This window comes from Thioclava sp. F34-6, assembly GCF_002213235.1.
Classification (GTDB): domain Bacteria; phylum Pseudomonadota; class Alphaproteobacteria; order Rhodobacterales; family Rhodobacteraceae; genus Thioclava; species Thioclava nitratireducens.
Window position 1 is genome coordinate 36,470 of the sequence record NZ_NBOA01000002.1, and the last position, 22,350, is coordinate 58,819.

At 63.4% G+C, this 22,350-nt stretch carries 20 protein-coding genes and 1 tRNA gene; 16 read left to right on the forward strand and 5 right to left on the reverse strand.

Going from position 1 to position 22,350, the window contains the following annotated elements:
- From B6V72_RS03330 to B6V72_RS03340, 3 genes are all read left to right on the forward strand, one after another.
- Nucleotides 1-876, forward strand: coding sequence for an alpha/beta fold hydrolase (locus B6V72_RS03330; protein ID WP_088734705.1), 876 nt, complete (start codon nucleotides 1-3; stop codon nucleotides 874-876).
- Between the two features lie 123 nt (nucleotides 877-999).
- Entirely contained in the window at nucleotides 1,000-1,668 is a 669-nt protein-coding gene (locus B6V72_RS03335; protein WP_088734706.1) for a CatB-related O-acetyltransferase, read from the forward strand.
- Between the two features lie 70 nt (nucleotides 1,669-1,738).
- Entirely contained in the window at nucleotides 1,739-2,725 is a 987-nt protein-coding gene (locus B6V72_RS03340; protein ID WP_088734707.1) for a zinc transporter ZntB, read from the forward strand.
- 9 nt (nucleotides 2,726-2,734) lie between these two features.
- Here the strand turns inward: B6V72_RS03340 and B6V72_RS03345 are convergent, their stop codons facing one another.
- Nucleotides 2,735-3,295, reverse strand: a complete 561-nt coding sequence (locus B6V72_RS03345; RefSeq protein WP_075773814.1) for a type 1 glutamine amidotransferase domain-containing protein — start codon at nucleotides 3,293-3,295, stop codon at nucleotides 2,735-2,737.
- Nucleotides 3,296-3,457: 162 nt separating this feature from the next.
- On the opposite strand from B6V72_RS03345, the gene B6V72_RS03350 reads away from it, so the two are divergent.
- The 3 genes from B6V72_RS03350 to B6V72_RS03360 all read left to right on the forward strand — a co-directional run bounded on the left by B6V72_RS03350 (nucleotide 3,458) and on the right by B6V72_RS03360 (nucleotide 7,290).
- Nucleotides 3,458-3,533, forward strand: a tRNA-Trp gene (locus B6V72_RS03350).
- A 269-nt stretch (nucleotides 3,534-3,802) separates the two neighbouring features.
- A complete protein-coding gene (locus B6V72_RS03355) occupies nucleotides 3,803-6,133 on the forward strand; it encodes a glycosyltransferase (protein ID WP_146696161.1) in 2,331 nt (776 codons plus the stop codon).
- Nucleotides 6,130-7,290 (forward strand): hypothetical protein, encoded by a 1,161-nt coding sequence (locus tag B6V72_RS03360; protein ID WP_146696162.1) that lies wholly within the window; start codon nucleotides 6,130-6,132, stop codon nucleotides 7,288-7,290. The genes B6V72_RS03355 and B6V72_RS03360 overlap by 4 nt, the downstream gene beginning before the upstream one ends.
- Here the strand turns inward: B6V72_RS03360 and B6V72_RS03365 are convergent.
- Nucleotides 7,256-8,053 (reverse strand): ABC transporter permease, encoded by a 798-nt coding sequence (locus tag B6V72_RS03365; RefSeq protein WP_088734710.1) that lies wholly within the window; start codon nucleotides 8,051-8,053, stop codon nucleotides 7,256-7,258. The genes B6V72_RS03360 and B6V72_RS03365 overlap by 35 nt on opposite strands.
- A 75-nt stretch (nucleotides 8,054-8,128) precedes the next feature.
- Here B6V72_RS03365 and B6V72_RS03370 point away from each other — a divergent pair, with 75 nt between their 5' ends.
- The 3 genes from B6V72_RS03370 to B6V72_RS03380 all read left to right on the forward strand — a co-directional run bounded on the left by B6V72_RS03370 (nucleotide 8,129) and on the right by B6V72_RS03380 (nucleotide 12,878).
- Nucleotides 8,129-9,358 (forward strand): hypothetical protein, encoded by a 1,230-nt coding sequence (locus B6V72_RS03370; protein ID WP_146696163.1) that lies wholly within the window; start codon nucleotides 8,129-8,131, stop codon nucleotides 9,356-9,358.
- Between the two features lie 5 nt (nucleotides 9,359-9,363).
- Nucleotides 9,364-10,017, forward strand: coding sequence for an ABC transporter ATP-binding protein (locus B6V72_RS03375; RefSeq protein ID WP_075773817.1), 654 nt, complete (start codon nucleotides 9,364-9,366; stop codon nucleotides 10,015-10,017).
- Between the two features lie 134 nt (nucleotides 10,018-10,151).
- Complete coding sequence (locus tag B6V72_RS03380) at nucleotides 10,152-12,878, forward strand: DUF4214 domain-containing protein (protein WP_088734712.1); 2,727 nt, start codon at nucleotides 10,152-10,154, stop codon at nucleotides 12,876-12,878.
- On the opposite strand, the gene B6V72_RS03385 is transcribed toward B6V72_RS03380, so the two are convergent.
- Nucleotides 12,875-14,272, reverse strand: coding sequence for a phosphomannomutase (locus B6V72_RS03385; protein WP_088734713.1), 1,398 nt, complete (start codon nucleotides 14,270-14,272; stop codon nucleotides 12,875-12,877). The genes B6V72_RS03380 and B6V72_RS03385 overlap by 4 nt on opposite strands.
- Nucleotides 14,273-14,415: 143 nt before the next feature.
- On the opposite strand from B6V72_RS03385, the gene B6V72_RS03390 reads away from it, so the two are divergent.
- On the forward strand, nucleotides 14,416-15,483 hold the full coding sequence (locus tag B6V72_RS03390) for a DUF2793 domain-containing protein (protein WP_088734714.1): 1,068 nt from the start codon (nucleotides 14,416-14,418) through the stop codon (nucleotides 15,481-15,483).
- Nucleotides 15,484-15,486: 3 nt separating this feature from the next.
- Here B6V72_RS03390 and B6V72_RS03395 read toward each other — a convergent pair whose 3' ends face one another.
- Together B6V72_RS03395 and B6V72_RS03400 are read right to left on the reverse strand one after the other, a co-directional pair.
- Nucleotides 15,487-17,856 (reverse strand): glycosyltransferase, encoded by a 2,370-nt coding sequence (locus tag B6V72_RS03395; protein ID WP_168173005.1) that lies wholly within the window; start codon nucleotides 17,854-17,856, stop codon nucleotides 15,487-15,489.
- 116 nt (nucleotides 17,857-17,972) lie between these two features.
- The gene (locus B6V72_RS03400; RefSeq protein WP_088734716.1) at nucleotides 17,973-18,464 is read right to left on the reverse strand and encodes a DUF4405 domain-containing protein; all 492 of its coding nucleotides are present in this window, start codon (nucleotides 18,462-18,464) and stop codon (nucleotides 17,973-17,975) included.
- A 240-nt stretch (nucleotides 18,465-18,704) separates the two neighbouring features.
- On the opposite strand from B6V72_RS03400, the gene secE reads away from it, so the two are divergent.
- The 6 genes from secE (at nucleotide 18,705) to rplL (ending at nucleotide 22,146) form a co-directional block, all read left to right on the forward strand.
- A complete protein-coding gene (gene secE / locus B6V72_RS03405) occupies nucleotides 18,705-18,890 on the forward strand; it encodes a preprotein translocase subunit SecE (RefSeq protein WP_075773824.1) in 186 nt (61 codons plus the stop codon).
- Nucleotides 18,891-19,133: 243 nt separating this feature from the next.
- Nucleotides 19,134-19,673, forward strand: a complete 540-nt coding sequence (gene nusG / locus B6V72_RS03410) for a transcription termination/antitermination protein NusG (RefSeq protein ID WP_075773825.1) — start codon at nucleotides 19,134-19,136, stop codon at nucleotides 19,671-19,673.
- 106 nt (nucleotides 19,674-19,779) lie between these two features.
- Nucleotides 19,780-20,232: a 50S ribosomal protein L11 gene (gene rplK, locus B6V72_RS03415; RefSeq protein WP_075773826.1), complete on the forward strand. Its 453-nt coding sequence runs from the start codon at nucleotides 19,780-19,782 to the stop codon at nucleotides 20,230-20,232.
- Between the two features lie 3 nt (nucleotides 20,233-20,235).
- The gene (gene rplA / locus B6V72_RS03420) at nucleotides 20,236-20,934 is read left to right on the forward strand and encodes a 50S ribosomal protein L1 (RefSeq protein ID WP_075773827.1); all 699 of its coding nucleotides are present in this window, start codon (nucleotides 20,236-20,238) and stop codon (nucleotides 20,932-20,934) included.
- A gap of 258 nt (nucleotides 20,935-21,192) precedes the next feature.
- Nucleotides 21,193-21,705 carry a 50S ribosomal protein L10 gene (rplJ, locus tag B6V72_RS03425; protein WP_075773828.1) on the forward strand — a complete coding sequence of 171 codons (513 nt, stop codon included), beginning with the start codon at nucleotides 21,193-21,195 and terminating at the stop codon, nucleotides 21,703-21,705.
- A gap of 66 nt (nucleotides 21,706-21,771) precedes the next feature.
- Nucleotides 21,772-22,146 carry a 50S ribosomal protein L7/L12 gene (gene rplL, locus B6V72_RS03430; RefSeq protein WP_075773829.1) on the forward strand — a complete coding sequence of 125 codons (375 nt, stop codon included), beginning with the start codon at nucleotides 21,772-21,774 and terminating at the stop codon, nucleotides 22,144-22,146.
- The last annotated feature ends 204 nt before the right edge of the window (nucleotides 22,147-22,350 follow it).

The window sequence follows — 22,350 nt, forward strand, 5'->3', positions numbered from 1 at the left end:
ATGGTGGAGACGAACGGTGCGCGTGAGCGGCGCTGGGACGTGGACGGGCTACGGATCGCAGGGCTCGAATGGGGCTCCGAGGAGGGGCTGCCGGTCTTGGCGCTGCATGGTTGGATGGATCATGCAGCAAGCTTTGCCGTGCTCGCGCCGCGGCTGAATGGCTGCCACGTCGTCGCGCTCGATTTGAGCGGGCAGGGGCTGAGCGGGCATCGCGCGGCCCATGCGAGCTACAATATCTGGGACGACTTGCCGCAGATCCTGCGGGTGCTCGATGCTCTGGGCTGGGAGGACTGCGTGCTGCTGGGCCATTCGCGCGGCGCCAATATCTCGGCGTTGCTGGCGGCGGCGATGCCGGAGCGGGTGCGGGGTTTCATCGCGCTCGATTCGCTTGCCCCCGAGCCGGTGGCGCAGGATTTCGTCACAACTCTGCGCGCCTACCTGACCGAGGTGCCAACGCAGGCGGCGCGGCCTCCGCGCCGTTTCCCGACGCGCGAAGCCTATATCGCGCGCCGCGCGGGGCAGGGCAACGCGCGCGCGGTGGCCGAGGCGCTGGCGGAGCGTGCGCTGGAAGAAGGCTCCGAGGGCTGGCATCTGCGCGGCGACCGGCGGCTGTTCGCGAGCTCTGCAGCGAAGCTCGATCGCGACGATGTGGAGGCGGTGCTGCGGGCGATCCGGGCACCGGTGCTCAATATCTGGGCTGCGGACGGGATCCGGGCGCGGCGCGAGGGCACGGCGGAGTTGGCGCGATGGGGGGCCGAGCTGATCGCCGATTATGAGAGCGTGGAGATCGCAGGCGACCACCATTTCCACCTCGACCCTGACGCGGCGGAGCAGATCGCGAAGGCGATGACGGAGTGGCGCGCGCGCAAGCTGTGACCGGACGGCTGGCGCGGACCCGTCGCTTGCGCTAGACTGGACGAGCACGCAATGGAGGCGCCGATGGACAAGACCCTTTTCTGATCCCGTTTCCCTGAAACTCTGATCGAGAGAGGTCTCTCCATGTCTGCCCATCCGCTGCCGCGGCGCTTTCCTGCGCCCGATACCCGCAATCCTGTACTGCTGCCCGATGGCATGCCGCATGAACCCACCGTGTTCCTGCAGGCGGTGATCGATCATCCCAATATCGAGGTCGGGCGCTATGCTTATTACAGTCCTCTCGTTCCCGTGCCGGACGCGGCGGCGGAGCTGGCGCCGTATCTGTTTCCTGGCTGCTCCGAGCGGCTGGTGATCGGCCCCTTCGCGCAGATCGCTCATGGGGTGCGCTTCATCACCGCCTCCGCAAATCACCCGATGGGCGGGATTACGACCTATCCGTTCCGGATTTTCGACATGGAGACGGCGGGGAAATATCTCGAGGAGAATGCCGCGATCGGCGATACGGTAATCGGGCCGGATGTCTGGCTAGGCTTCAATGCAATGGTGGTGCCCGGGGTGCGCATCAGCGCGGGGGCGATCGTGGCGGCTAGCTCGGTGGTCGCGCAGGACGTGCCGCCCTTCGCCATCGTTGCTGGCAATCCGGCGCGCGCGGTGCGGTCCCGGTTCAACCCCGATGAGATTGCACAATTGCTCGAACTGGCGTGGTGGGACTGGCCGGTGGAGGCCATACAGGCCGCGCTTCCGGCACTGGAAGCAGGCGATGTCGCCGCACTGGCCAGACACGCACCCTAAGCGAGAGGCTTGCCGCTGCGCGCAACGACGCTAGGCTCTGGGCAACGCTACGATTTCGCCCGGAGCCCGGATGACCAACAGCCCGATCCTCTTCTCGCATATCCTCTCGGGCGCGCCCGATCCTGACGGGCCTGCCGATATCGTCGAGGCGCTACGGGACGAACGGCTCGCCTGGGCGCATCTGGACGGGACGCACCCGCGGGCGCAGCGCTGGATTCGCGAGGAGCTGGATTACCTCGACCCGCAGGCGGTGGAGGCGTTGCTCGATGTCGATACGCGCCCGCGCATGAGCCAGATCGGCGAGGGGCTTCTGGTGATCCTGCGCGCGATCAACTTCAACGAGGGCGAAGACCCCGAGGATATGGTCTCGCTGCGGATGTATCTCGACCGGCAGCGCATCCTGACGATCTCGCGCAAGCGCGTGCGCGCGATCGAGCACATGAACGCAGCGATCCGCGACGGCCAAGGGCCCAGCGACGCGGGCAGCTTCCTCGTGCAACTCACCGAGGATATCGTCGGCAATATCGGAGTGTTCCAGAGCGAATTGGACGAACGCGCCGAAACGCTAGAGGATCAGGTCTATGGCGGGCACGCCGATCACATGCGCCGCGACGTTCTCGACCTGAGGCTGCAGGTGATCGCGGCGCGGCGTTACCTCGCGCCGCAACGCGAAGCCCTGATCCGTCTGACGCAGGCGGAGAGCCCGATCATCGACGAGGTCACGCGGCGCGAGATCGAGGAAGAAGCGTTGAAGATGACGCGGATTTCGGAAGATATGGACGAGCTGCGCGATCAGGCGCAGGTGCTCCGCGAGGAACTCTCGAGCCAGCTGTCGGATCGGGTGAACCGCAACACCTTCGTGCTGTCGGTGGTCTCCACGATCTTCCTGCCCCTCGGGTTTCTCACCGGACTGTTCGGGGTCAACATCGGCGGGATGCCGGGGCTGAATTCCGACAATGCGTTCAATTATCTGGTGATCGTCTGCGTGGTGATCGTCGCCGTGCAGTTGATGGTCATGGGCCTCCTGCGCCTCTATTCGAAGCGCAGGAAGCGGTAATTCACGCGATCAGGCGGCGTCGCGCATGTGGCGACCTTCCTGCACCTCCTCGATGATCTTTGCGACGAAATCGTCGAGATCCTTCGGGTTGCGCGAGGTGACGACGCCATTGTCGGAAACCACGGATTCGTTGACCCATTCGCCACCGGCGTTTTCGACATCGGTGCGCACCGAGTGATACGAGGTCATCTTGCGCCCCTTGGCGATCCCGGTTTCGATCAGAAGCCAAGGTGCGTGGCAGACCGCGGCTACAACCTTCCCCTGGTCATAGAAATTGCGCAGCAGGTCCAGCGCGCTTTTCTCGACACGAAGAAGGTCGGGGTTGATCTGACCGCCGGGTAGAACGATCGCATCGTAATTCGACGCGTCGACATCGGAGATCTTGCGCTGCACCGAAACGGTTTCGCCCCAGTCGGTTTCGTCCCAACCGCGGATATCTTCGCCGTCGAGCGAGGCGATGTCGATCTGCGCGCCTGCTTCGATCAGCTTGTCGCGCGGAACGGTCAATTCGGCCTGCTCGAAACCATCGGTGGCCATGATCAGAATGCGGGCTTCGGTAATCTTGGGCATATGCTTTCCTTTCCAGAGGCGCAGCTTGCGCGGGTTCGGAGGAAAAACGATCTGTGCTCGGCTTGCGTTCCACGGCGATTTCTTCGGCGGGGAAATGCGAGAGATCGATGGAAAGGTACTTGATTTCGGTCGCGCGAGACTTTAGCACCCACGCCACGGCCTAGGGGTATAGCTCAGTTGGTAGAGCATCGGTCTCCAAAACCGAGGGTCGCGGGTTCGAGTCCCTCTGCCCCTGCCAGCCGTTTCCTGAAAATTTACGTTCGTTCGCGTAACGTTCCGAAAGATGGCGTCACCTGACGCCGGTTTTGGACGCTATCGCGAGGAATCGTTGTGCTGGGCAGAATTTTCCGGGTCTTTCAGCGATATGCCGACGCGAATCTCCGAATCTCTCGGACTGTGGGCGGTTTGGGCGCGCGCGCGGAGGCTTGGGGCCTGCATGTCACGCGCTATGAGTATAGCGGAAACCGTCTTCGGCTGGAGGGGCGAATCGCCGCTCCGGAGCTGGTCTTGCGGTTGGACAGCGTGACGCAACGATGCGCCCTTGAACCCGACGCTTCAGGGGTGGCGAAATTCGCCTTCGATCTGCCGTTTTGGCCCGCTCGGGTAGAACTGGCCATTCCCGGTAAAGGAGCTGAAGGGCAAGGAAACGAAAGCTGGACCTTGCCGCCGATCGGACGCCTTCGTCTCACTTTCGGGCAGCTGCGTATTGCGCCGATATTTCTTTGGCGGCTCGCCTCTCATGCCGGCGACATCTGGCGATGGCGAAGCCGCGGCGACAGTTCCGCGGGGATGAGGGTGAAGTCGGCACTGGGGTTTGTGGCGCAATCGCGAGGTGCGCTTCTACCGTCCGACTTGTTGCGCACCGGACCGCCTGACGAACCGTCGGCTTCCCCCGCGATCGTGATTGTCTTGCCGGTTTTCAACGCGCGGAATCTGCTGCGCGAGACGCTCGATCGCATCGTTCGGCATACGGATCTCGATTGGCACATGATCGTGGTCGAAGATCGCTCGACCGATCCCGAGATGCGGCCGTTTTTGCGCGATTGGTGTAAGGCCAAAGCCAACGTGACGCTTCTGGAAAATGCAGCGAATCTGGGCTTCGTCGCCTCCGTGAATCGCGGGTATGAGGAGGTCCTGAATCGCTTCCCAGACCGTCCTGTGGTCTTGCTGAATTCGGATGTCTTCGTGCCTGCGGGCTGGGCGTCGCGGCTTGTGGAGCCGTTCACCGACCCTGAGGTGGCAAGCGTGACGCCAATGTCGAATGACGCGCAGATATTGTCGGTGCCGATGCCTGGTACGCGGAGCGATCTGCCGCCCGGGGCCGTCGATCAGATCGATGCCATCGCCGCGAAGTTGGAACCTTCGCAAGCGCGCGCCGATCTGCCCACCGGGATCGGTTTTTGCATGGCGCTCGCACCCCGCTTTCTTTCCCAACTCCCGTGCTTCGATCCGGGGTTCGGGCGCGGCTACGGAGAGGAGACGGATTGGTGCCAAAGGGTACGGCGGCTCGGGGGGCGCCATGTCGGGATAAGCTCGCTTTTCGTCGAGCATCGGGGCAGTGCCTCGTTCGGTCCGTCGGCGCGCCAGAAACTGGTGGAACGCAATCACGCGAAGATCGAGCGGCGCTATCCGAGCTATCCGCGCGCGATCGATCGGTTTCTTAGCCGCGACCCGCTGGCAGCTCCTCGTTTTGTGCTTGCCTTGGCGCGTGCGGGCGCATTGCAGGCCGCGCCGCTCAAAATCTGGCTCGGGCATTCCCTTGGTGGCGGCGCAGAGATTCGGCTGCGTGAGGAAATCGCCGCGGAGCTTCGCGCCGGGCGGCGCGGCATCGTTCTGCGTGTCGGCGGTACGGCTCGCTGGTCCATCGAGCTTCACGACCCGCTCGGCCTATGCATCACAGAGACGGCGGATCGGGCAGCGATCCTTTCTCTGCTGCAGGTCCTTCCAGAACGCCACGTAATCTATTCCTGCGGCGTCGGTCATTCGGCGCCGCTCGAAATCCCTGAGCTGTTAGTCAATCTGTCCCGAGGGCACCAACTCGACATTCTTTTCCACGACTATTTCCCTCTCAGTGAGGCATACACCCTCCTGGAAGAGGGGCCCAGTTTGCGCGACATCCCGGTGCGTATCGATCTGCGCCCCGGATTCCGAAAGCCGCCTCGCGCGCATTCAAGCGGCGACCGATCGGAATGGGAAGCTGCATGGGGTGCCGCAATGACCGCGGCGACGCGCTTGCGCGTTTTCTCGCACAGTTCCGCTGGCATCGTTGCGTCGGTTCGCCCCGACCTTGCGGATAAGATCGACTGCAAGCCGCATGACAGGAGGCGACCTGCACGTCTGACCTATCCGCATCACAGGCACCTGGCGAACTCCGGCACCTCTTCGAATGCTGACAGATCTGCGCAGCCCGTTATTGGCGTGCTTGGCCATATCGGCCTGCACAAGGGAGCCTCGGTCGTGGAAGCCGTAGGCGATGCGTGCATCGCTGACGGGCGCGCGCGGCTCGTGCTACTGGGGACTCTCGATCCGCGGTTTCATCTTGACGCGCCGAACCACATCCATGGGCCGTTCGAGCGGTCTGACTTGCCGATACTCGTTGCGCATCACGGAATCGATCGGTGGTTTATCCCGTCGCTCTGGCCGGAGACCTTTTCGTTCACGACGCACGAGGCCCTCGGCACCGGCCTGCCGGTGACCTGTTTCGATCTCGGCGCACAGGCTGAGGCGGTCAGGGCTGCGGGCAGACAGGGATGCGTTTTGCCACTGCCACGGTATCCATTGGATGTCGACATGGGTCGCCTGCTCGGACAGCCCGACTGCGAAAGGTGGGTGGCGTGACATTCGAGGACAGTCTTGCCGTCTTCCACGTCGGCGCTCCGAAATGCGGCAGTTCGGCCCTTCAATCGGCATGGAGCGTACACCCGGACAGGGCGTCACGCACCGGACATCGCGTGCGCTATATCGGCGCGGCGAAGGTCAGGGGATTGGTGATGCCGCTGCGCGGCAGGGCCGTGTCACATGCCGCGGCGCTTTCTCCTTACGGATATGTCTCGATGCCAGATCCGGGTCGCGAGGTCGGGGCAAGACCCTTCGCCGCTTTCCTCCAGAGAGAAATGGCGCGCGCCCACAGAGGCGGCTACATCCCGTTTTTCTCGAATGAGGGATGGATTCGGCGCCCCGAAATTTTTGCGTCGCTGCTCGCCGACCTTGGCCATCCGCCCGTCACCGTGTTGGCCTTCCTGCGGCCGCCTTTGACATGGATGAATGCGGCGTTCTGGCAGTGGGGCGTCTGGAGCCGTCCCTGCTTTGACGATTGGCTGCGCGCCTGGCGGTGTCCTTATAGCTTCGGTGCCGATCTCGCGGCTTGGGTGCGTATTCCCAATGTTCGCTTGCAGGTCGCCCCAGCAGGGCATGACGCGGTCGCTTGCACCGATGCTCTCTTTCAAACATCGAGCCAGCCGTCCCGGCAGCGTCACAGAACTGGCAGCGCGGCGCAGATTGGTTTCCTACTGCGCAATCGGCGCTTCCGCCCAGATACCCATCGCGCCGAAATCGAGTTCCTGTTGCAGAGGTGTTTGGCGGCGGGGCCTATGCTTCGCCGCGCGTGGGCAATCGCGCCGCATCATGTGGAGACGCTGCAGGAGATCGCGCAGACCCAGCGCCAAAAGCTCGAGCGCGTGTTACCCGCTACCCAGGCGGAGGCCATATGCGACGATCCGTTCTGGGCTTCACCCTATCCCTATCATCCCGAAATAGAGAAAGGTCCTGCACAGCTAGACGATCTCGACGAATTGCGCGTCTTTGCGGGGCGGCTCCTCTCTGGGTCATGGCCAGCGGACGCAACGCTTGGAGAACTCGATCGGTTGATCGCAAAGCGTCTCGATACCCTTCTGCACAAGGACCGTTGTGGTCGATGGCGCGCCGCGCTGTTCGGTGCGCCTTCGCGCCGGTCCGCAACGCTCACCTTGCGAGGAGATCCCGGTAACGCGTCCTGAGCGCCAGAAGGCCGATGGCCAGCGCCACGAGTGATACGCCGATGACCCAAGGCGCGGAAAGATGATCGGGCTCGTAGGTCGGGAAGAACCCGTGCCTCAGATAGCCGATGACATGTACGAGCGGGTTGAACCACAGGACGTCTGCGGCCCACGTCGGCAGGTGATCGGTGAAGAAAAACACACCGGATATCAAGAACATAGGTCGCATCAGGATCGACCATATCTGCTGCCAGACAGGGATACGCAGGAAGAGAAAACAGTTGAGCGTTCCGATGCCGAAGGACAACAGCACGGCAAGACTCGCCGCCTCGAATATCCGCAGCGGATCAGGGCTCGCGCGGGAGTCGAAGATCAGCAGGCAGCCCTGAAGAACTAGGTAAGAGACGATGAGTTTCGTGAGTGCATTCAAAACAAGTCGCGCGATGAGTGCATCGAGAAAGCTCACCGTCGGATAGGCCAGAAGGGCGCGCGAGTAGGTGAGCGCGTTGGCGACTTTCGATTGGACCTCCGAAAACAGCATGAAGGGCAGTAGCCCTGTCGCATAGAAAAGCGCGAAACTGGCTCCGAGCGGCGGAGCATGGAAGGTCAACGAAAAGAAAAGAGTGAGCAAGGCGATGCCGCCGACCGGCTCGAGGAGAGCCCAGAGATAGCCCCCCGGCGAGCGACCGTAGCTGGCGGACATCTCGCGCAAGATGAGCGCGCCGATCGCACGAAGAGCCGGGAAGGACCGGTTGGGGGGACTGGGCGCATGTGAGAAAAACATTTCGAGCCTCGTTTACCGGTTTTCAATTCGGATCGTGTTCGCTGGGATCCGATGCGATCAATAGTGGAGCCAATTGTGAAACACGCGGTTAACGAGCCCGCGCGTGCCGCGACCGTTCTCGCGGCGGGGGCGGGGTTGCGCGACGTCTCCCAGCCGCTACGACCAGTGCCGAGCGCTTACGCCCCGCCTGCCCGCAAGGCGCGTTGGCGGCGGCGCCATCATGCGGTGGGGTTGAGCTTCGTGGCGCTGGTGATCGCGCCGGTTCTGGCCGCTGCCTGTTTTCTTTACGCGCAGGCTGCAGATCAGTTCGTCTCCCGCGTCGGCTTTACGGTTCAGCGCAAGGAGGCCGGCCCGGCATTCGATATTTTCGGCGGGCTATCCAGCCTGTCGGGGGCGTCTTCGGACGATACGGATATTCTGTATGAGTTTATTCAAAGCCCCAGCCTTGTCGCCGAGATCGACGATGCGCTCGATCTGAGAGCGATTTGGTCGCGCAAGCGATCAGATCCGGTGTTCGGGCTATCGACCGACGCCAATCTGGAGGATCTTGTCGCCTATTGGCGGCGCATGGTCCATGTGCGGCACGGCGCGGGCGCCGGGCTGCTCGACATCGAGGTGCGGGCTTTCGACCCGGTCTCGGCGCAGAGGATCGCGCAGACCTTGATGGCCCGCAGCTCGACGATGATTAATCGGCTCAGCAACGCGGCGCGCGAAGACGCGATCCGCCATGCGCGCGGCGAGTTGCGGCGCGCGGAGGGGCGACTGAAGGCGGCGCGCATGGCACTCACCACCTTCCGCAATCGCCATCAACTGATCAGCCCGGAGATGGATTTGCAAAGCCAAGCTGGGGTTCTGGGATCGCTGCTTGAGCAGCAGGCGCATGTGATGATCGAGAGCGATCTACTACGCGGCACCGTGCGCAGCGGTACGGATCCGCGGTTGAAGCAGGCCGAGCGGCGGCTGGCGGTGATCGAGAAACGGATCGTGGCGGAACGGCGCAAGCTTGGCATCGAGGGCGGCACGAAGGACGAAGCCTATGCAAGCATCGTGGGCGAATTCGAGCGGCTCATGACGGAGCGCGAATTCGCAGAGCGTGCCTATGCGGCAACGCGTGCGAGCTTTGAGGCGGCGGAGGCCGAGGCGCGCCGCAAGAGCCGTTTTCTCGCGACATTCATGGCGCCGACCCTCGCTGAGAGCGCCGAATATCCACGCCGCGAAACGCTTCTTGCGCTGCTCGCGGGCAGCTTGATTTTGCTTTGGGCGATTGGCGTGCTGGCGGGCTATGCGATCCGGGACCGTCGGTAACGGCGATGATCCGGCTGCAAAATCTCGGCAAGAGCTTCCGCGTTCCCGGTGGCGAGAAAATCGTGGCGCTCGATATCTGCGCGAGCTTTCCCAGCGGGCGATCCGTCGCACTTCTGGGGCGCAACGGGGCGGGGAAATCAACGCTTCTGCAAATGATAGCGGGGACCGCACGGCCCGATCGGGGTCGGGTGATCACGCGGGGCAGCGTCTCCTTTCCTGTCGGCTTCGCAGGGTCGTTTCACAATGACCTGACAGGCGCGCAAAATTGCCGCTTCATCGCGAGGATCTACGGGGTGGATACGGATGAGATGGTGGCCTTCGTGGAGGAGACTGCAGAGCTCGGGCTGCATTTCCGAATGCCGCTGCGCAGCTATTCTTCCGGGATGCGCGCGCGATTGGCCTTTGCGGCGTCGATGGCGATCAGTTTTGACACCTATCTCGTCGACGAGATCACGGCGGTCGGCGATGCGGCGTTTCGCGAGAAGAGCGCAGCCCTGTTTCGCGACCGGCTGAAAGAAGCCGGAGCGATTGTGGTCAGCCACTCGATGAACCAGTTGCGCGAGATTTGCGATTGCGGCGCGGTGCTCGAGCGTGGACGGCTTGAGTTTTTCGACGATCTCAATGCCGCGATTGCCTGCCACGAACGCAATATGCTTTGAGTTGGGCGATGTCAGCCGTTGAATTCCATTAAAATATTGAGAAAAAACCATTTTCGGGCCGCTTTCCCTCCGCGCTCTGAGCCCAGCCGCGCCTCATCCTTGAGACAGTGAGAACGTTGAAAACGGAGGTGGCTATGCCTCAATTGACGCCGGTCGCGACCGTAACGAATGGTGCGGAAGATTTCATGACGTCGATCACCGACCTGCTTCTCGTGCAGGGTGAGACGGGGCCAACGCTTTACTCGATTTCCAATGCGCCGGGCGGCATCGCGCAGCTTCCGCTGAGCGCGCGGCTGAATTCGAGCGATCTGGCTTATCTGAGCGAAAGTGCGGGACTGGATGCAGCCGGGACGCTGACCGAGATCTCGATCGACGGCAGTCCTGCCTTGATGGCGACCGGTTCGGCATCGGGCGCGTTTCAAGCGGTCTGGCTAAACCAGAATGACGGTGGAATCAGCGATGTGTTTACGCTGCCGGGGGCGGTTGCGCCGGGTGCGGTGCTTGCGATCGCGCCGCTGCAACTCGACGCGCAGAGCTTTTTCGTCGGCGCCCTGGCGCATGGGAGCGGGCTGCATGTCTGGCAGATGGGTGCCGGAGGCCGGATGACAGAGATCGCGCAGGGCACTGCGGGCGCCACTTGGTCAGCGAATGATGTCCATACTCTCGGCACGGTCGAGATCGACGGGGCGCAATACGTTCTGGCCGCCTCGGCTACGGATAATTCGCTGACCACGCTCGCGCTCGATACGCAGGGACAGCTGAAGATCGCCAGTCAGATCGATGCGCGCGACGGCCTCTTCATCAACACCCCTAATTCGATCGAGACGGTCCATGTGGGCGGTCAGGCTTATGCGCTTCTGGGAGCGGCGGGCACAAGCTCGATCTCTGTCGTGGCGCTTGGTCCGGGCGGGCGGATGGAGGTCACCGATCAGATCAATGACGACCTCGGCACGCGGTTCGAGGGCGTGACGACGCTCGAAACCGTGACGATGGGCGATCAGCTCTATGTGCTGGCCGGAGGCGCCGATGACGGGGTCAGCCTGCTTACGCTGCTGCCCGGCGGCAAACTGGTCCAGATCGGGACCTTGGCGGACGAGATCGAAACCGCGCTGACGGATCCGGCTGCGGCGGCGATGATCGCGGATGCGACCGGGCTCGATATTTTCGTGGCGGGCGACGTGTCAGCGAGCGCGAGCGGTCAGGGGATGGGGATCAGCCATATCAAGGTGGAGTTGGGCCCTGCCGGTCTGGCGCGGAAGCTTAGCGATGGCGGCGATACCGTGAAAGGTGGAGCGGGAAACGATCAGATTTCCGGCGGCGCAGGCGATGACGAAATCCACGGTGGGGCAGGGGCGGACATCGTGCAAGACGGCGGCGGTGTGGATACGCTTTGGGGGGGCGAAGGGGGGGACGTCTTCGTGCTCGATGCGGATGGGCGCACGGATTTCATCATGGATTACGAGCCCGGCATCGATCGGCTCGACCTCTCGAGCATGGCCTGGTTCTACACCAAGGAGGCTTTGGACATTACCCCGACCGCGACGGGGGCGGATATTCGGATCGGCGACGAACGGGTGATCGTGAATACCGCGAAGGGCTCAAGCCTGAGCGCTGCGGATTTCGAAACCTCGGAGCTGCGCGATCTGTGGCATTCCGCGATCAACCCGCTCGAGGTCGGCGATATCCACAAAGAAGGTACAGCGCAGGGCGATATCATAGATGGGCGCGGCGGGGACGATCTGCTGGTCGGCAATGACGGGGCGGATATCCTGCAAGGCATGGGCGGGGATGACCTGCTAAATGGCGGACGGATCGATCGCAGCTACGATCCGTTCGCGGCACAGGTGTTCCGGGTCTATCAGGCGACGCTTGACCGGGCGCCCGATGGAAACGGTCTGCACTATTGGACGGACCTTCTGTCGAGTGGCGCGATCGATCTGCAGGAAGTCGCGGACCGATTCATCAACTCGCCGGAATTCCAGTCGAACTACGCGCAGACGAGCGACGCGGAGTTTCTGACGCTGCTTTACCAGAACGTGCTGGATCGAAACCCCGATAGCGGGGGGCTGAGCTATTGGCTCGACCAGCTCGATCGGGGGGAACGAAGCCGGGAGGAGGTTGTCTTGGGATTTTCGGAAAGCCCGGAATTTCGGAAGGCCACGGAAATCGACACGCTTCTCCTGAGCCAGGCCAGCACTCAGACGGATTTCACCGACGACGTGTTTCGCCTGTATCAGGCGACGCTCGGGCGCGAGCCGAATCTCGGCGGGATGATGTATTGGAGCGAGATGCAGGCCGACGGAATGGAGTTTCTCGACGTGGTCTCGGGCTTCGTCAACTCGCCGGAATTTACCGCAACTTACGGCAGTCTCGACGATGCCGGTTTCGTCTCGCTGCTCTATCAGAATGTCTTTGGGCGGGCGCCGGATAGCGAAGGGCTGACATGGTGGGTCGATCAACTCGACAGCGGGGGCTACACTCGCGAGAAGGTCGTCGCCGCCTTCGCGCAAAGCCCCGAGATGATAACCCAGACGGCGCAGTCGCAGATCGATTGGTTCCGTTCTTTCGGCTTCGAGGATCAACTCGATGGCGGCGAGGGGTACAACCTGCTCCAGGGTGGCGTGATGGCGGATCAGTTCGTGTTCCGCGCTGATGAAGAGGGGCATCACGTCATCATCGATATCGAACCCTGGGATCAGCTGAGCTTCGAGGGGTTCAACTACAGCTCTGCCGCAGAGGCCCGCCACCATATGGTCGAGACCGGCTCCGGCGTGACGTTCTCCGATCAGGGCGTCACGGTCGAGTTCATAGACACCGATCTCGGCCTGTTCTCCGACGGGATGTTCGACCTCTCGGGCTAGGTGAGTTCCGTTCGTAGTGCGGCGAGGTAGCTTGCGACAAGGCTCTCTGCGCGCTCGGGCGTCGCGGCTTCGGCGTAGCAGCGGCATTCAGGAGCGTTGCCAGAGGGCCGCAGATGGACGATCTCGCCCGAGGGGAAGGTTAGGCGCAGACCGTCGGTCTGGTCGATCCGCTCGGCCGGGTCGAAATCGCTGAAGAATACCCTCCGTGCGACGGGATCGGCCGCGAGGCGATCAATGAAGGCGCGCGAGCGGTCGGTCGAGACTTCGGCGACCCGGTCGGCTGCGGTGAAGCGCGCGGGCAGCTGGGCGACAAGTCCGCTGAGGCCGGTGCCGGCCTTTTTCGCTGAGACCAGCGGAGCGACGATCGGTAGCAGACAATCGCGCGTTGCGAGCGGTGCGATCTGCCCGACAGGGCCCGTTGCGGTGAAGCCCAGAAGGAAGCCGCCATTGGGCTCATAGCCTACGACCTTCGCGGCTGGATCGGCAGCGCGCGCGGCCCCCATCGCGGCGATCACGAAGGGCGATCCGATCTTAGTGCGATGAATGCTGTCGAATTCTGGCATCGCGTCGACCATCGTATTGGCGGAGACCGGGGTGCAGAGGATTTTCGCCCCGAGAAGCCGCGCGGTCAGCGCCCCCAGCACGTCGCCGGGGATCAGCGTGCCGGTCTCGTCGGTCAGCATCGGGCGGTCGGCATCGCCATCGGTCGAGATCACCGCATCCAGCCGTTGCTCGGTGCACCAGCCTTGCAATGTTTCGCGAGTCTCGGGGGCGACCGCCTCGGTGTCGACGGGGATGAACTCGTCCGATCGGGCGAGCGGAACAGCGGTCGCGCCCATCGCCTCGATCGCGGTGACCAGGATGTCGCGAGCGACGGAGCTGTGTTGATAGACGCCGATGCGCAGGCCGTCGAGAGCCTCCGAGCCGAAGGCGTCGACATAGCGGGCGATGTAGTGCGCCGCGGTATCTGCCCCGGGGATTTCGGAGCCGCACTTCTCGGTCACGGGATGGTCCTGACCGAGCCGGTCGAGGATGGCGGCCTCGTCCTCTTTCGCGATCTCGCCATGCGGGACATAGAATTTCAGCCCGTTGCGATCGGCGGGGATGTGGCTGCCAGTGACCATGATCGCGGCGTTGCCCGCCCCCATCGATGCGAGCGCGAGCGCGGGGGTAGGGAGCGCGCCCTCGCGGATCGCGGTGAGTCCGGCGTCGCGGATTGCGGCGATGACGGTCTCGGCGATCGCTGGGGAGGAAGGGCGCAAGTCCCAGCCCACATGGACGGCTCCGCCCTGCGGGCAGGCAGACAGGAACGCGCGGGTGTAATCGGTGACCAGCGCGTCGGTCAGTTCGGTGACAAGGCCGCGCAGCCCGCTGGTGCCAAATTTCGGTGCCATATGTCCTCGATTGTCGCGCCGTTGCAATCGCGTCGACCCTAGGGGGAGGGGGGGGAACAGGCAAGCACCGTGCGCCGCTCTCAGATACAGTTAACGCCAGATTCCTATCGTCGGTCCCATCGCAACCATCGCAGGAAATCCCGATGCCCGATCAGACCGCCAATCTCGCGCTGCCGCTCATCCTTGGCAGCCAGGCCCAGAAACACGTCACCCATAACGAGGCGCTGCAACGGCTCGATACGCTTGTGCAGCTTGCGGTGATTTCGCGCAGTGTAAGCGAACCTCCGACCGGTCCATCCGAGGGGGCGAGGTATCTCTTGCCAGCCGGTGCGCTGGGCGCGTGGGCGGGGCACGACGGCGCGCTTGCGATCTTCTCGGCCGGGGCTTGGCGATTTCTGAGCCCGCGTGCGGGCTGGCGCGCTTTCGTGCTGGATGAGGCGGTAGAACTGGTCTTCGCAGCAGGCGCCTGGGACGTGCCGCCGTTGCCGGAGTTGAGCCAACTCGACGGTGTCGGGATCATGACCGGCTATGATGCGGTGAACCGGTTTTCGGTTGCTGCCGAGGCTACGCTGCTGAGCCATGCCGGGGCGGGTCATCAGCTCAAGCTGAACAAGGCAGCGGCGGCGGAGACGGCGAGCCTGCTGTTCCAGTCGAACTGGTCTGGCCGGGCCGAAATGGGACTGGCGGGCAGCGACGACTTCGCGATCAAGGCGAGTGCGGATGGCGCGACATGGTTCGAGGGTCTGCGCATCGACGCGGCCACCGGCCGCGCGACGATGTCGCAAGGCGCGGTGATCGACGGAGCGCTGACAGGCAGCGGCGTCGTCGGCACGGTCGCGCAGGTCGGCGGCGTATCGACGGGTGCCGTGATCGAGCAGGGCAGCACCGCCTCGGGCGATTACATCCGCTTTGCCGATGGCACGCAGATTTGTTCGGCGCAGCTGAGCCTTAGTTACGTCGCGGATTGGGCGCTCAAGGAGGACTGGGCTTATCCGGCGCAATTCGCGCAGGCGCCCTGTCTGAGTGTCGCGCTCGATGCGGACAGCCTCGCAGCGGGTAGTGCCATTAGTGCGGGTGCGCTCTCCTTCGCGGGAGTCGAGGCCATCACGAGTTCGGGCGCGCGCGCCGTGGTCTATGCCGCGAATGGCGCGAGTTTCCTCAGCGGTGAGAGTTGCGATCTGAGCGTCACCGCGATCGGGCGCTGGGTGTGACGCTTACTCGGCGGGGCGAGCGAGCGGTTTGTGCGCCCCGTCGAGTCGGATGAAAATCTCGGACAGGCGGTCACTGTAGCGCGCGGCGATCGCATCGGCGGAGAAATGGCGGCGCACGAAGGTTTCGGCCTGCGCCGCCTTTTTCTTGCGCGCATCCGGGTGGCTGCGCGCCGCTTGTAACTGGGCGACCGCGGCGGCGTGATCGGGCTCGCCCCAGCGCATCCCCGGTTCGACATAGAGATAGTCCTGCGGTGCGACTTCGACCTCGGTCGCAGGCACAAGCCACGCGGTCTCTTCGTTGCAGAATTCCAGATTGCCGGAATAACCCGTGCATAGGACCGGCACGCCAAGCACCATCGCCTCGAGCATACCGAACCCCCAGCCCTCGGAGCGATGCAGCGACACGTAGAGGTCCGCACCGGTCATCAGCTCCAGCACTTCCGCGTGATCGAGCGTCTCGTCGAGCAAAGAGATGCGCGGGTCCGCCGCCAGGAGTCTCTCGATTTCGGACCAAAGCATGGCTTGCGCCGGATCGCAGATACGGCCGCGATTCTGCGTCTTGATCAGTAGGCGCACCTCCGCATCCTCGGCAAAGGCCGCGCGGAAGGCGTGGATCGTGCCGAGCGGGTTCTTCCGTTGTACGAACGAGAAACTGTCGAAACTGGCGAGGCAGACGAAGCATTGCTCGGGCCAATCGTTGCGTCGGCGCAGGGCGCTGCGCGCGTGGCCCCGGTCGATGGCGGGCGGTTCAGGATAGCACATCCCGACATTCACCACCGGCTTGTCGGTCGCCTTGCGGTAAATTTCGGCGCAATATTCCGAGGGCACCCAGACCTCGTCGATCAGATCGAGGGCGAGGCGATGGCAGGCAGGGGCGCGGTTCAATTCCCAATGCATATAGGCGATATTGTAGGCGTCGGAGTAACAGTCGGCGTCGAAGGAGAAGGCCGGGGGGATCGCGTCTGCATTCAGGTGCAGGAGGTTGATCCGCGCGGGGCGGGATGCGGCGGTCTTGGTTCCGCCTTGCGCTGGCGTCGGATTGTCGCGCGCGCTTTCCACCGCGTTGAGCGTGACGTCGCAGCGGGACAAAATGTCATGCGAGAGCCGCGTCGATTGGCCCAGTCCGGAGGCTTTCGCGAAGGGGCCAAGGACTTGAACATCGACCGGGGCGCCCTTCGGGGCAGGGCGGGTGGCAGCCGAGAGACGATGGCCGCCGGGTGCGCGCAGGAACGCCATGCTGTCGAGGTCGAACCCATTCTCGCGCAGCGCCGCTGCATAGTGCGCGCGGGTGATCGGCGGGCCGGGATGCAGCCGCGCGCAGACATCCGAGAGGCGACCGCCTTCGAGAAGCATCTTCGTTTCACTTCGACGCAGGAACAGCAGGATCTCGGGCCGTTCGACCGCGAGGATCATCGCGAGCACATGCAGCACCCGGCGGTGGCGCTCGATTTTCGGCGAAAACTGCGCGAGCGGCGGGATGGCCTCGCGCAGGGCCAGAAGGCCGCGGGTCATCGGCCAGGGGCCGGGCGTTTCCGACTGGGACAAAGACTCGATCAGGCTGTCGGGGAGGAGGCAATCGGCGACGCCGAGCGAGGGGGCCCCGCGAAGTGCCCATGCTGTCGTGGTGTCGCGATCGTCCCCGGTCTTGCCGAGGATATGCATCGCTCGGCTCGGGCCGCCGGGGTGGATCTCCGTATTGAGCCAGTCGATCGCGGCGCGACTCAGCGGGATTTGCTGTGCCGGGTGCTGCGCGGCGTGGCTCTCAAGATACCAGCGGAGAATGTTCGATACCGCCCTGTCGCTGCCATCGAGAGGAAGCTGCTTCGCCATCCCCGCACGATGGCGCGCGTAGTCAATGTAGGAAAAGAGCGGTGCGGGCAGCGCCTCTTCCCCCGCGCGCGAGGTGAAAAGGGGGTGCTGCGCGCTCAGATGGGGAGTGCGGGGCCGCTCTGTCCCGGCGGAGCGTAGCGTTACGATCGGGCCAAGCATATGGCGCCGCAGAGCGTCTCTCTCTTTCGGACACGGTGCCGCATCGGGGTCGAAGCGCAGCGTGGCGATCGGGCCACCGCCGGGAAGGTGCAGGCTGATCGCACCGCCTGCGGCGTCCTTCATCGCCGGCGAGAGAGGGAGCGCGAAGCCGTGGTTGCCCGTGCCGATGCCTGCCTGCACAAGATCTGCGCGAGACATTGCCGCGCGCCCCGACCCGAGCCGCCCGGCGTTACAGTGAATCTCGATATCGAGCGGGGCGCTGTCGCCTGTCTTCGCGAGCCAACCGATTGCCCTTCCGTTCTCGAGCCGCTCGAGCGCGCCGCGATAGCCGCGCAGGCGGTGGAGGAACGAGACGGCGGACGGGGGCGGGGGGAAAGTCGACATGCCAAAATTGTCTTCGAGAAAAGTCAATTTTCGATGGATAAGCCCCTGTCCATCGCCGGCGATAATCGCGACACTCGGCGCCACCCGGAAATTGGCGGGTGACGCGGACGGCGTCATTACGGCTGCGCCATCAATTGTTCGGCCAGCGCCGCGGCGGAGCTGTCCTGCGCCGTGGCGATCTCAGTCAGGCTTTGCGTCACGGTGGCTCCCAGTTTGGCGGCGGCATCCGTTCCCGAGATTCCCAGCACCGGGGCGGCCTCGGACAGCGGTGCGTCGAACAGCGCTTGGGCGATCGCGAATTGCGGCGGACCCCGGCGCGCGCCGTTCTCCGGCCCGATGACGGAGGGAAGCGCGAAGGCGAGTGCCGCGACGAGGGAGAGGGCAAGCGCCAGCGCCATGGGTGCGCGCTTCAGGTAGCAGCTCATCGGTCGCCAGTTCTTCCAGATGTGCAGTCCGAAAGGCACGATCAAAACCATCGAGAGCCATTCATGCATCCCGTGAAACCACGCGCTGCCCCAATGGAAGAAAAGGGCGATTCCCGAAACCAGCGATACGAGAAAAAGACCGGTGATGAGCGGCGTGGCGTAGCGGTTGAGGATGGCGGGCATTGAAGGCTCCTGTGAAACTGCGACCGCGTGCGTTTGCGGACATCAACTTCCACGCGGGACGAGCAAATTTCCGTCCTCAAAGCCGCCTTGCAGCCCGCGCATGACGCTTGCGCGGGGGCAGGAAGGCGCAACAGCCTTGAAATCCGCGAGGGGAGCAAGTATCTGGCGGCAGTTGCGCCGAATGCGGCGCGGTTTTTTCGGCTCAAGGGCGCCGCATTGGGCGCGTAAGGAACGACGACGATGGCAAACCCACTCCAGTTTCTCCAGCAGGTGCGCTCGGAAGCGGGCAAGGTGGCTTGGCCGAGCCGCCGCGAAGTTCTGCTGACGACCGGCATGGTGCTGGCGATGGCGGCACTGACGGCAATCTTCTTCTCGCTGGTGGACTGGGTGATCCGTCTCGGCGTGACGCAGGTGATCGGGAGCTGATAGGCCCCCGGGCGCTCGCCGCCAGACCTAATTCGCAGTTGCGGCGAGGAAGTGATCGCGCTCCAGCCTTACGCTCTTGAAATCACAGGGCTCCGGCGGTAAAGGGGCGGGACTTTCCCAGAGGCGGCGTGCATCGATTCGCGTGGTGCGCGCTGTTTTTTATTCTGGGAGACGCGGGTAATACCGTGAAATAACAGGAATTTTCGGCGCTCCGGCGTCGGCGGCAAGAGGCAAAGAATCGGCATGGCGAAGCGTTGGTATTCGGTAAGCGTTCTCTCGAACTTCGAGAAGAAAGTGGCCGAGCAAATCCGTCAGGCCGTGATCGATCAAGGTCTGGAAGACCAGATCGAAGAGGTTCTGGTGCCGACCGAAGAAGTGATCGAGGTGCGTCGCGGCAAGAAAGTGACCTCCGAACGTCGCTTCATGCCGGGCTACGTGCTGGTGCGGATGGAGATGACCGACAAGGGTTATCACCTGATCAACTCGACGAACCGGGTCACCGGGTTCCTCGGGCCGCAGGGCCGGCCGATGCCGATGGGCGATGCGGAAGTGAACCGCATCCTCAGCCGTGTCGACGAATCGGGTGAGCAGGCGGCACCGCGCAGTCTCATCACCTTCGAGGTCGGCGAGAACGTGAATGTGACCGACGGGCCCTTCGAGGGCTTCTCGGGCATGGTCGAGGAAGTGGACGAGGCGGCGAGCCGCCTGAAAGTCACCGTCTCGATCTTCGGCCGGCCGACGCCGGTCGAGCTGGAATACACGCAGGTGCAGAAAACCGCCTGAGTGGGAGCCGTGGGAGGCGAGGGGCCCTGCGCGACAGGGCGGCCCGGACCGAACCACTAAACTTCGCGACCCCCTAGGGGCGTGACAGTGATAAGGAGAGGGCCACATGGCCAAGAAAGTTGTTGGGCAGCTCAAGCTGCAAATTCCGGCAGGCGGCGCGAACCCGTCCCCGCCGGTCGGTCCGGCGCTGGGTCAGCGCGGGATCAACATCATGGAATTCTGCAAGGCGTTCAACGCCAAGACGCAGGAAATGGACAAGCAGGCGAAGATCCCGACGATCATCACCTACTACGCCGACAAGTCGTTCACCTTCGAGATCAAGCAGCCCACGGCTAGCTTCATGATCAAGCAGGCGGCCGGTCTCAAGCCGGTCGGCAAGCGTAACCGTCCGAAGGGTTCGGAAGCTCCGGGCCGCGTCACCGCCGCGACCATCACCGCCGCTCAGGTGCGTGAGATCGCCGAAGCGAAGATGAAGGACCTGAACGCCAACGACATCGAAGGCGCGATGAACATCATCCTCGGCTCCGCGAAGTCGATCGGCATCGAGGTGAAAGGCTAAGTCATGGCAAAGCTCGGTAAACGCACCAAAGCCGCCCGCGAAGCCTTCGCCGGCAAGTCGAACGTCTCCGTCGAGGAAGCCGTTTCGCTGATCAAGTCGAACGCGAACGCGAAATTCGACGAGACCCTCGAGATCGCGATGAACCTCGGTGTTGACCCCCGTCACGCCGACCAGATGGTTCGTGGCGTCGTCGCTCTGCCGAACGGCACCGGCAAGACCGTCCGCGTGGCCGTCTTCGCTCGTGGCGCGAAAGCGGATGAGGCCAAGGAAGCCGGGGCCGATATCGTCGGCGCCGAGGACCTGATGGAAACCATTCAGGGCGGCACGATCGAATTCGATCGTTGCATCGCGACCCCGGACATGATGCCGATCGTCGGCCGTCTGGGTAAGGTCCTGGGCCCGCGCAACCTGATGCCGAACCCGAAGGTCGGCACCGTGACGATGGACGTGAAAGCGGCTGTCGAAGCGGCGAAAGGTGGCCAGGTTCAGTTCAAGGTCGAAAAGGCCGGCGTCATTCATGGCGGCATCGGCAAGGTCTCCTTCTCGGAGGAGCAACTGGCCGAAAACATCCGCGCCTTCGTGGATGCCGTGACCAAAGCCAAGCCCGCCGGCGCCAAGGGCACCTACATGAAGAAGGTGTCCCTGAGCTCGACGATGGGCCCGGGCGTCGCAGTCGACATCACGTCGGCGACCGGCAACTAAGAGAATTCCACCGGGGGAAACCTCGGTGGGTGGTGGGGCGGCGGCCTGAAGCCTCCGCCCTGACCTGTCCGAGACGGAGGGTGCCAGATCCCGCAAGGTGACGGCTTAATTTCCTTCCTGAGATGGGGATCGAGACCAATTCCGGGTTTGGGCCTTCGGGCCGATCTCGGGCGATCTGGCCTCGGGCCCTTCGGACCCGACCCCGGGAAACCGGGACAATGAGAGCCGGGGGGAAACCCCCATACTTGGAGTGTAACTGTGGATAGAGCCCAAAAAGAGAAAGTGGTCGAGGAACTCGGCCAGATCTTCGCAAGCTCTGGCGTCGTAGTGGTTGCTCACTACGAAGGCATGACGGTTGCTAACATGCAGGATCTCCGCGCACGCATGCGTGAAGCGGGTGGTTCGGTTCGTGTTGCCAAGAACAAGCTCGCCAAGATCGCCCTTGAAGGTCAGCCCTGCGAAAGCATCGCTGAATACCTGACGGGCATGACCGTGCTTTCCTATTCCGAGGACCCTGTCGCTGCGGCGAAAGTGGTCGTCAACTATGCCAAAGAGAACGAGAAGCTCTCGATCCTCGGCGGCGCAATGGGAGACTCGGCACTCGACATCGCTGGTGTCAAAGCTGTCGCTGACATGCCGTCGCGTGAAGAGCTCATCGCTCAGATCGTGTCGCAGATCGGCGCACCCGCTTCGAACATCGCCGGTGCCGTTGGCGCGCCTGCTTCGAACATCGCGAGTATCCTTTCCACCATCGAGGAAAAGGCTGCGTAAGCAATCGACTTGTCCCGTAGCGGCTTGAAACCGCGACGTTGGAAACCCAAATCTAGGAACTGAAAAATGGCTGATCTGAAAAAACTCGCCGAAGAAATCGTGGGTCTGACCCTCCTGGAAGCCCAGGAACTGAAAACCATCCTGAAAGACGAATACGGCATCGAGCCGGCTGCTGGTGGCGCCGTCATGATGGCTGGTCCGGCTGCTGGTGGCGAAGAAGCTGCTGAAGAGAAAGACGAATTTGACGTCGTTCTCGTCGAAGCAGGCGCTCAGAAGATCAACGTGATCAAGGAAGTCCGTGGCATCACCGGCCTGGGCCTGAAAGAAGCCAAAGAGCTCGTTGAAGCTGGCGGCAAGGTCAAGGAAGGCGCTGCGAAAGCGGAAGCTGAAGAGATCAAGAAAAAGCTCGAAGACGCTGGCGCGAAAGTCGAGCTCAAGTAAGCGAGCCGGATGCGTCCGCATCCGATCTGAAAAATGGGCTGGGTCCGGGGTTTTCCCGGGCCCAGCCGAACCTGTCTCGGAGAGGGCTTTAGCGCCCTGAAGCCCTCTCCAAGGCGGTGTTCGCGGTTCGGGAGCCTTCCGGTGGGACGGAAGGCAGGTATGGAACCGCCCCCCCTTCATTCGCCTTGCGGCGTGCAATGGGCC

Coding starts and splice junctions, on each gene's coding strand:
- B6V72_RS03330 (WP_088734705.1), top strand. CDS start 1: ATGGTGGAGACGAACGGTGCGCGTGAGCGGCGCTGGGACGTGGACGGG.
- B6V72_RS03335 (WP_088734706.1), top strand. CDS start 1,000: ATGTCTGCCCATCCGCTGCCGCGGCGCTTTCCTGCGCCCGATACCCGC.
- B6V72_RS03340 (WP_088734707.1), top strand. CDS start 1,739: ATGACCAACAGCCCGATCCTCTTCTCGCATATCCTCTCGGGCGCGCCC.
- B6V72_RS03345 (WP_075773814.1), bottom strand. CDS start 3,295: ATGCCCAAGATTACCGAAGCCCGCATTCTGATCATGGCCACCGATGGT.
- B6V72_RS03365 (WP_088734710.1), bottom strand. CDS start 8,053: ATGTTTTTCTCACATGCGCCCAGTCCCCCCAACCGGTCCTTCCCGGCT.
- B6V72_RS03375 (WP_075773817.1), top strand. CDS start 9,364: ATGATCCGGCTGCAAAATCTCGGCAAGAGCTTCCGCGTTCCCGGTGGC.
- B6V72_RS03380 (WP_088734712.1), top strand. CDS start 10,152: ATGCCTCAATTGACGCCGGTCGCGACCGTAACGAATGGTGCGGAAGAT.
- B6V72_RS03385 (WP_088734713.1), bottom strand. CDS start 14,272: ATGGCACCGAAATTTGGCACCAGCGGGCTGCGCGGCCTTGTCACCGAA.
- B6V72_RS03390 (WP_088734714.1), top strand. CDS start 14,416: ATGCCCGATCAGACCGCCAATCTCGCGCTGCCGCTCATCCTTGGCAGC.
- B6V72_RS03395 (WP_168173005.1), bottom strand. CDS start 17,856: ATGTCGACTTTCCCCCCGCCCCCGTCCGCCGTCTCGTTCCTCCACCGC.
- B6V72_RS03400 (WP_088734716.1), bottom strand. CDS start 18,464: ATGCCCGCCATCCTCAACCGCTACGCCACGCCGCTCATCACCGGTCTT.
- secE (WP_075773824.1), top strand. CDS start 18,705: ATGGCAAACCCACTCCAGTTTCTCCAGCAGGTGCGCTCGGAAGCGGGC.
- nusG (WP_075773825.1), top strand. CDS start 19,134: ATGGCGAAGCGTTGGTATTCGGTAAGCGTTCTCTCGAACTTCGAGAAG.
- rplK (WP_075773826.1), top strand. CDS start 19,780: ATGGCCAAGAAAGTTGTTGGGCAGCTCAAGCTGCAAATTCCGGCAGGC.
- rplA (WP_075773827.1), top strand. CDS start 20,236: ATGGCAAAGCTCGGTAAACGCACCAAAGCCGCCCGCGAAGCCTTCGCC.
- rplL (WP_075773829.1), top strand. CDS start 21,772: ATGGCTGATCTGAAAAAACTCGCCGAAGAAATCGTGGGTCTGACCCTC.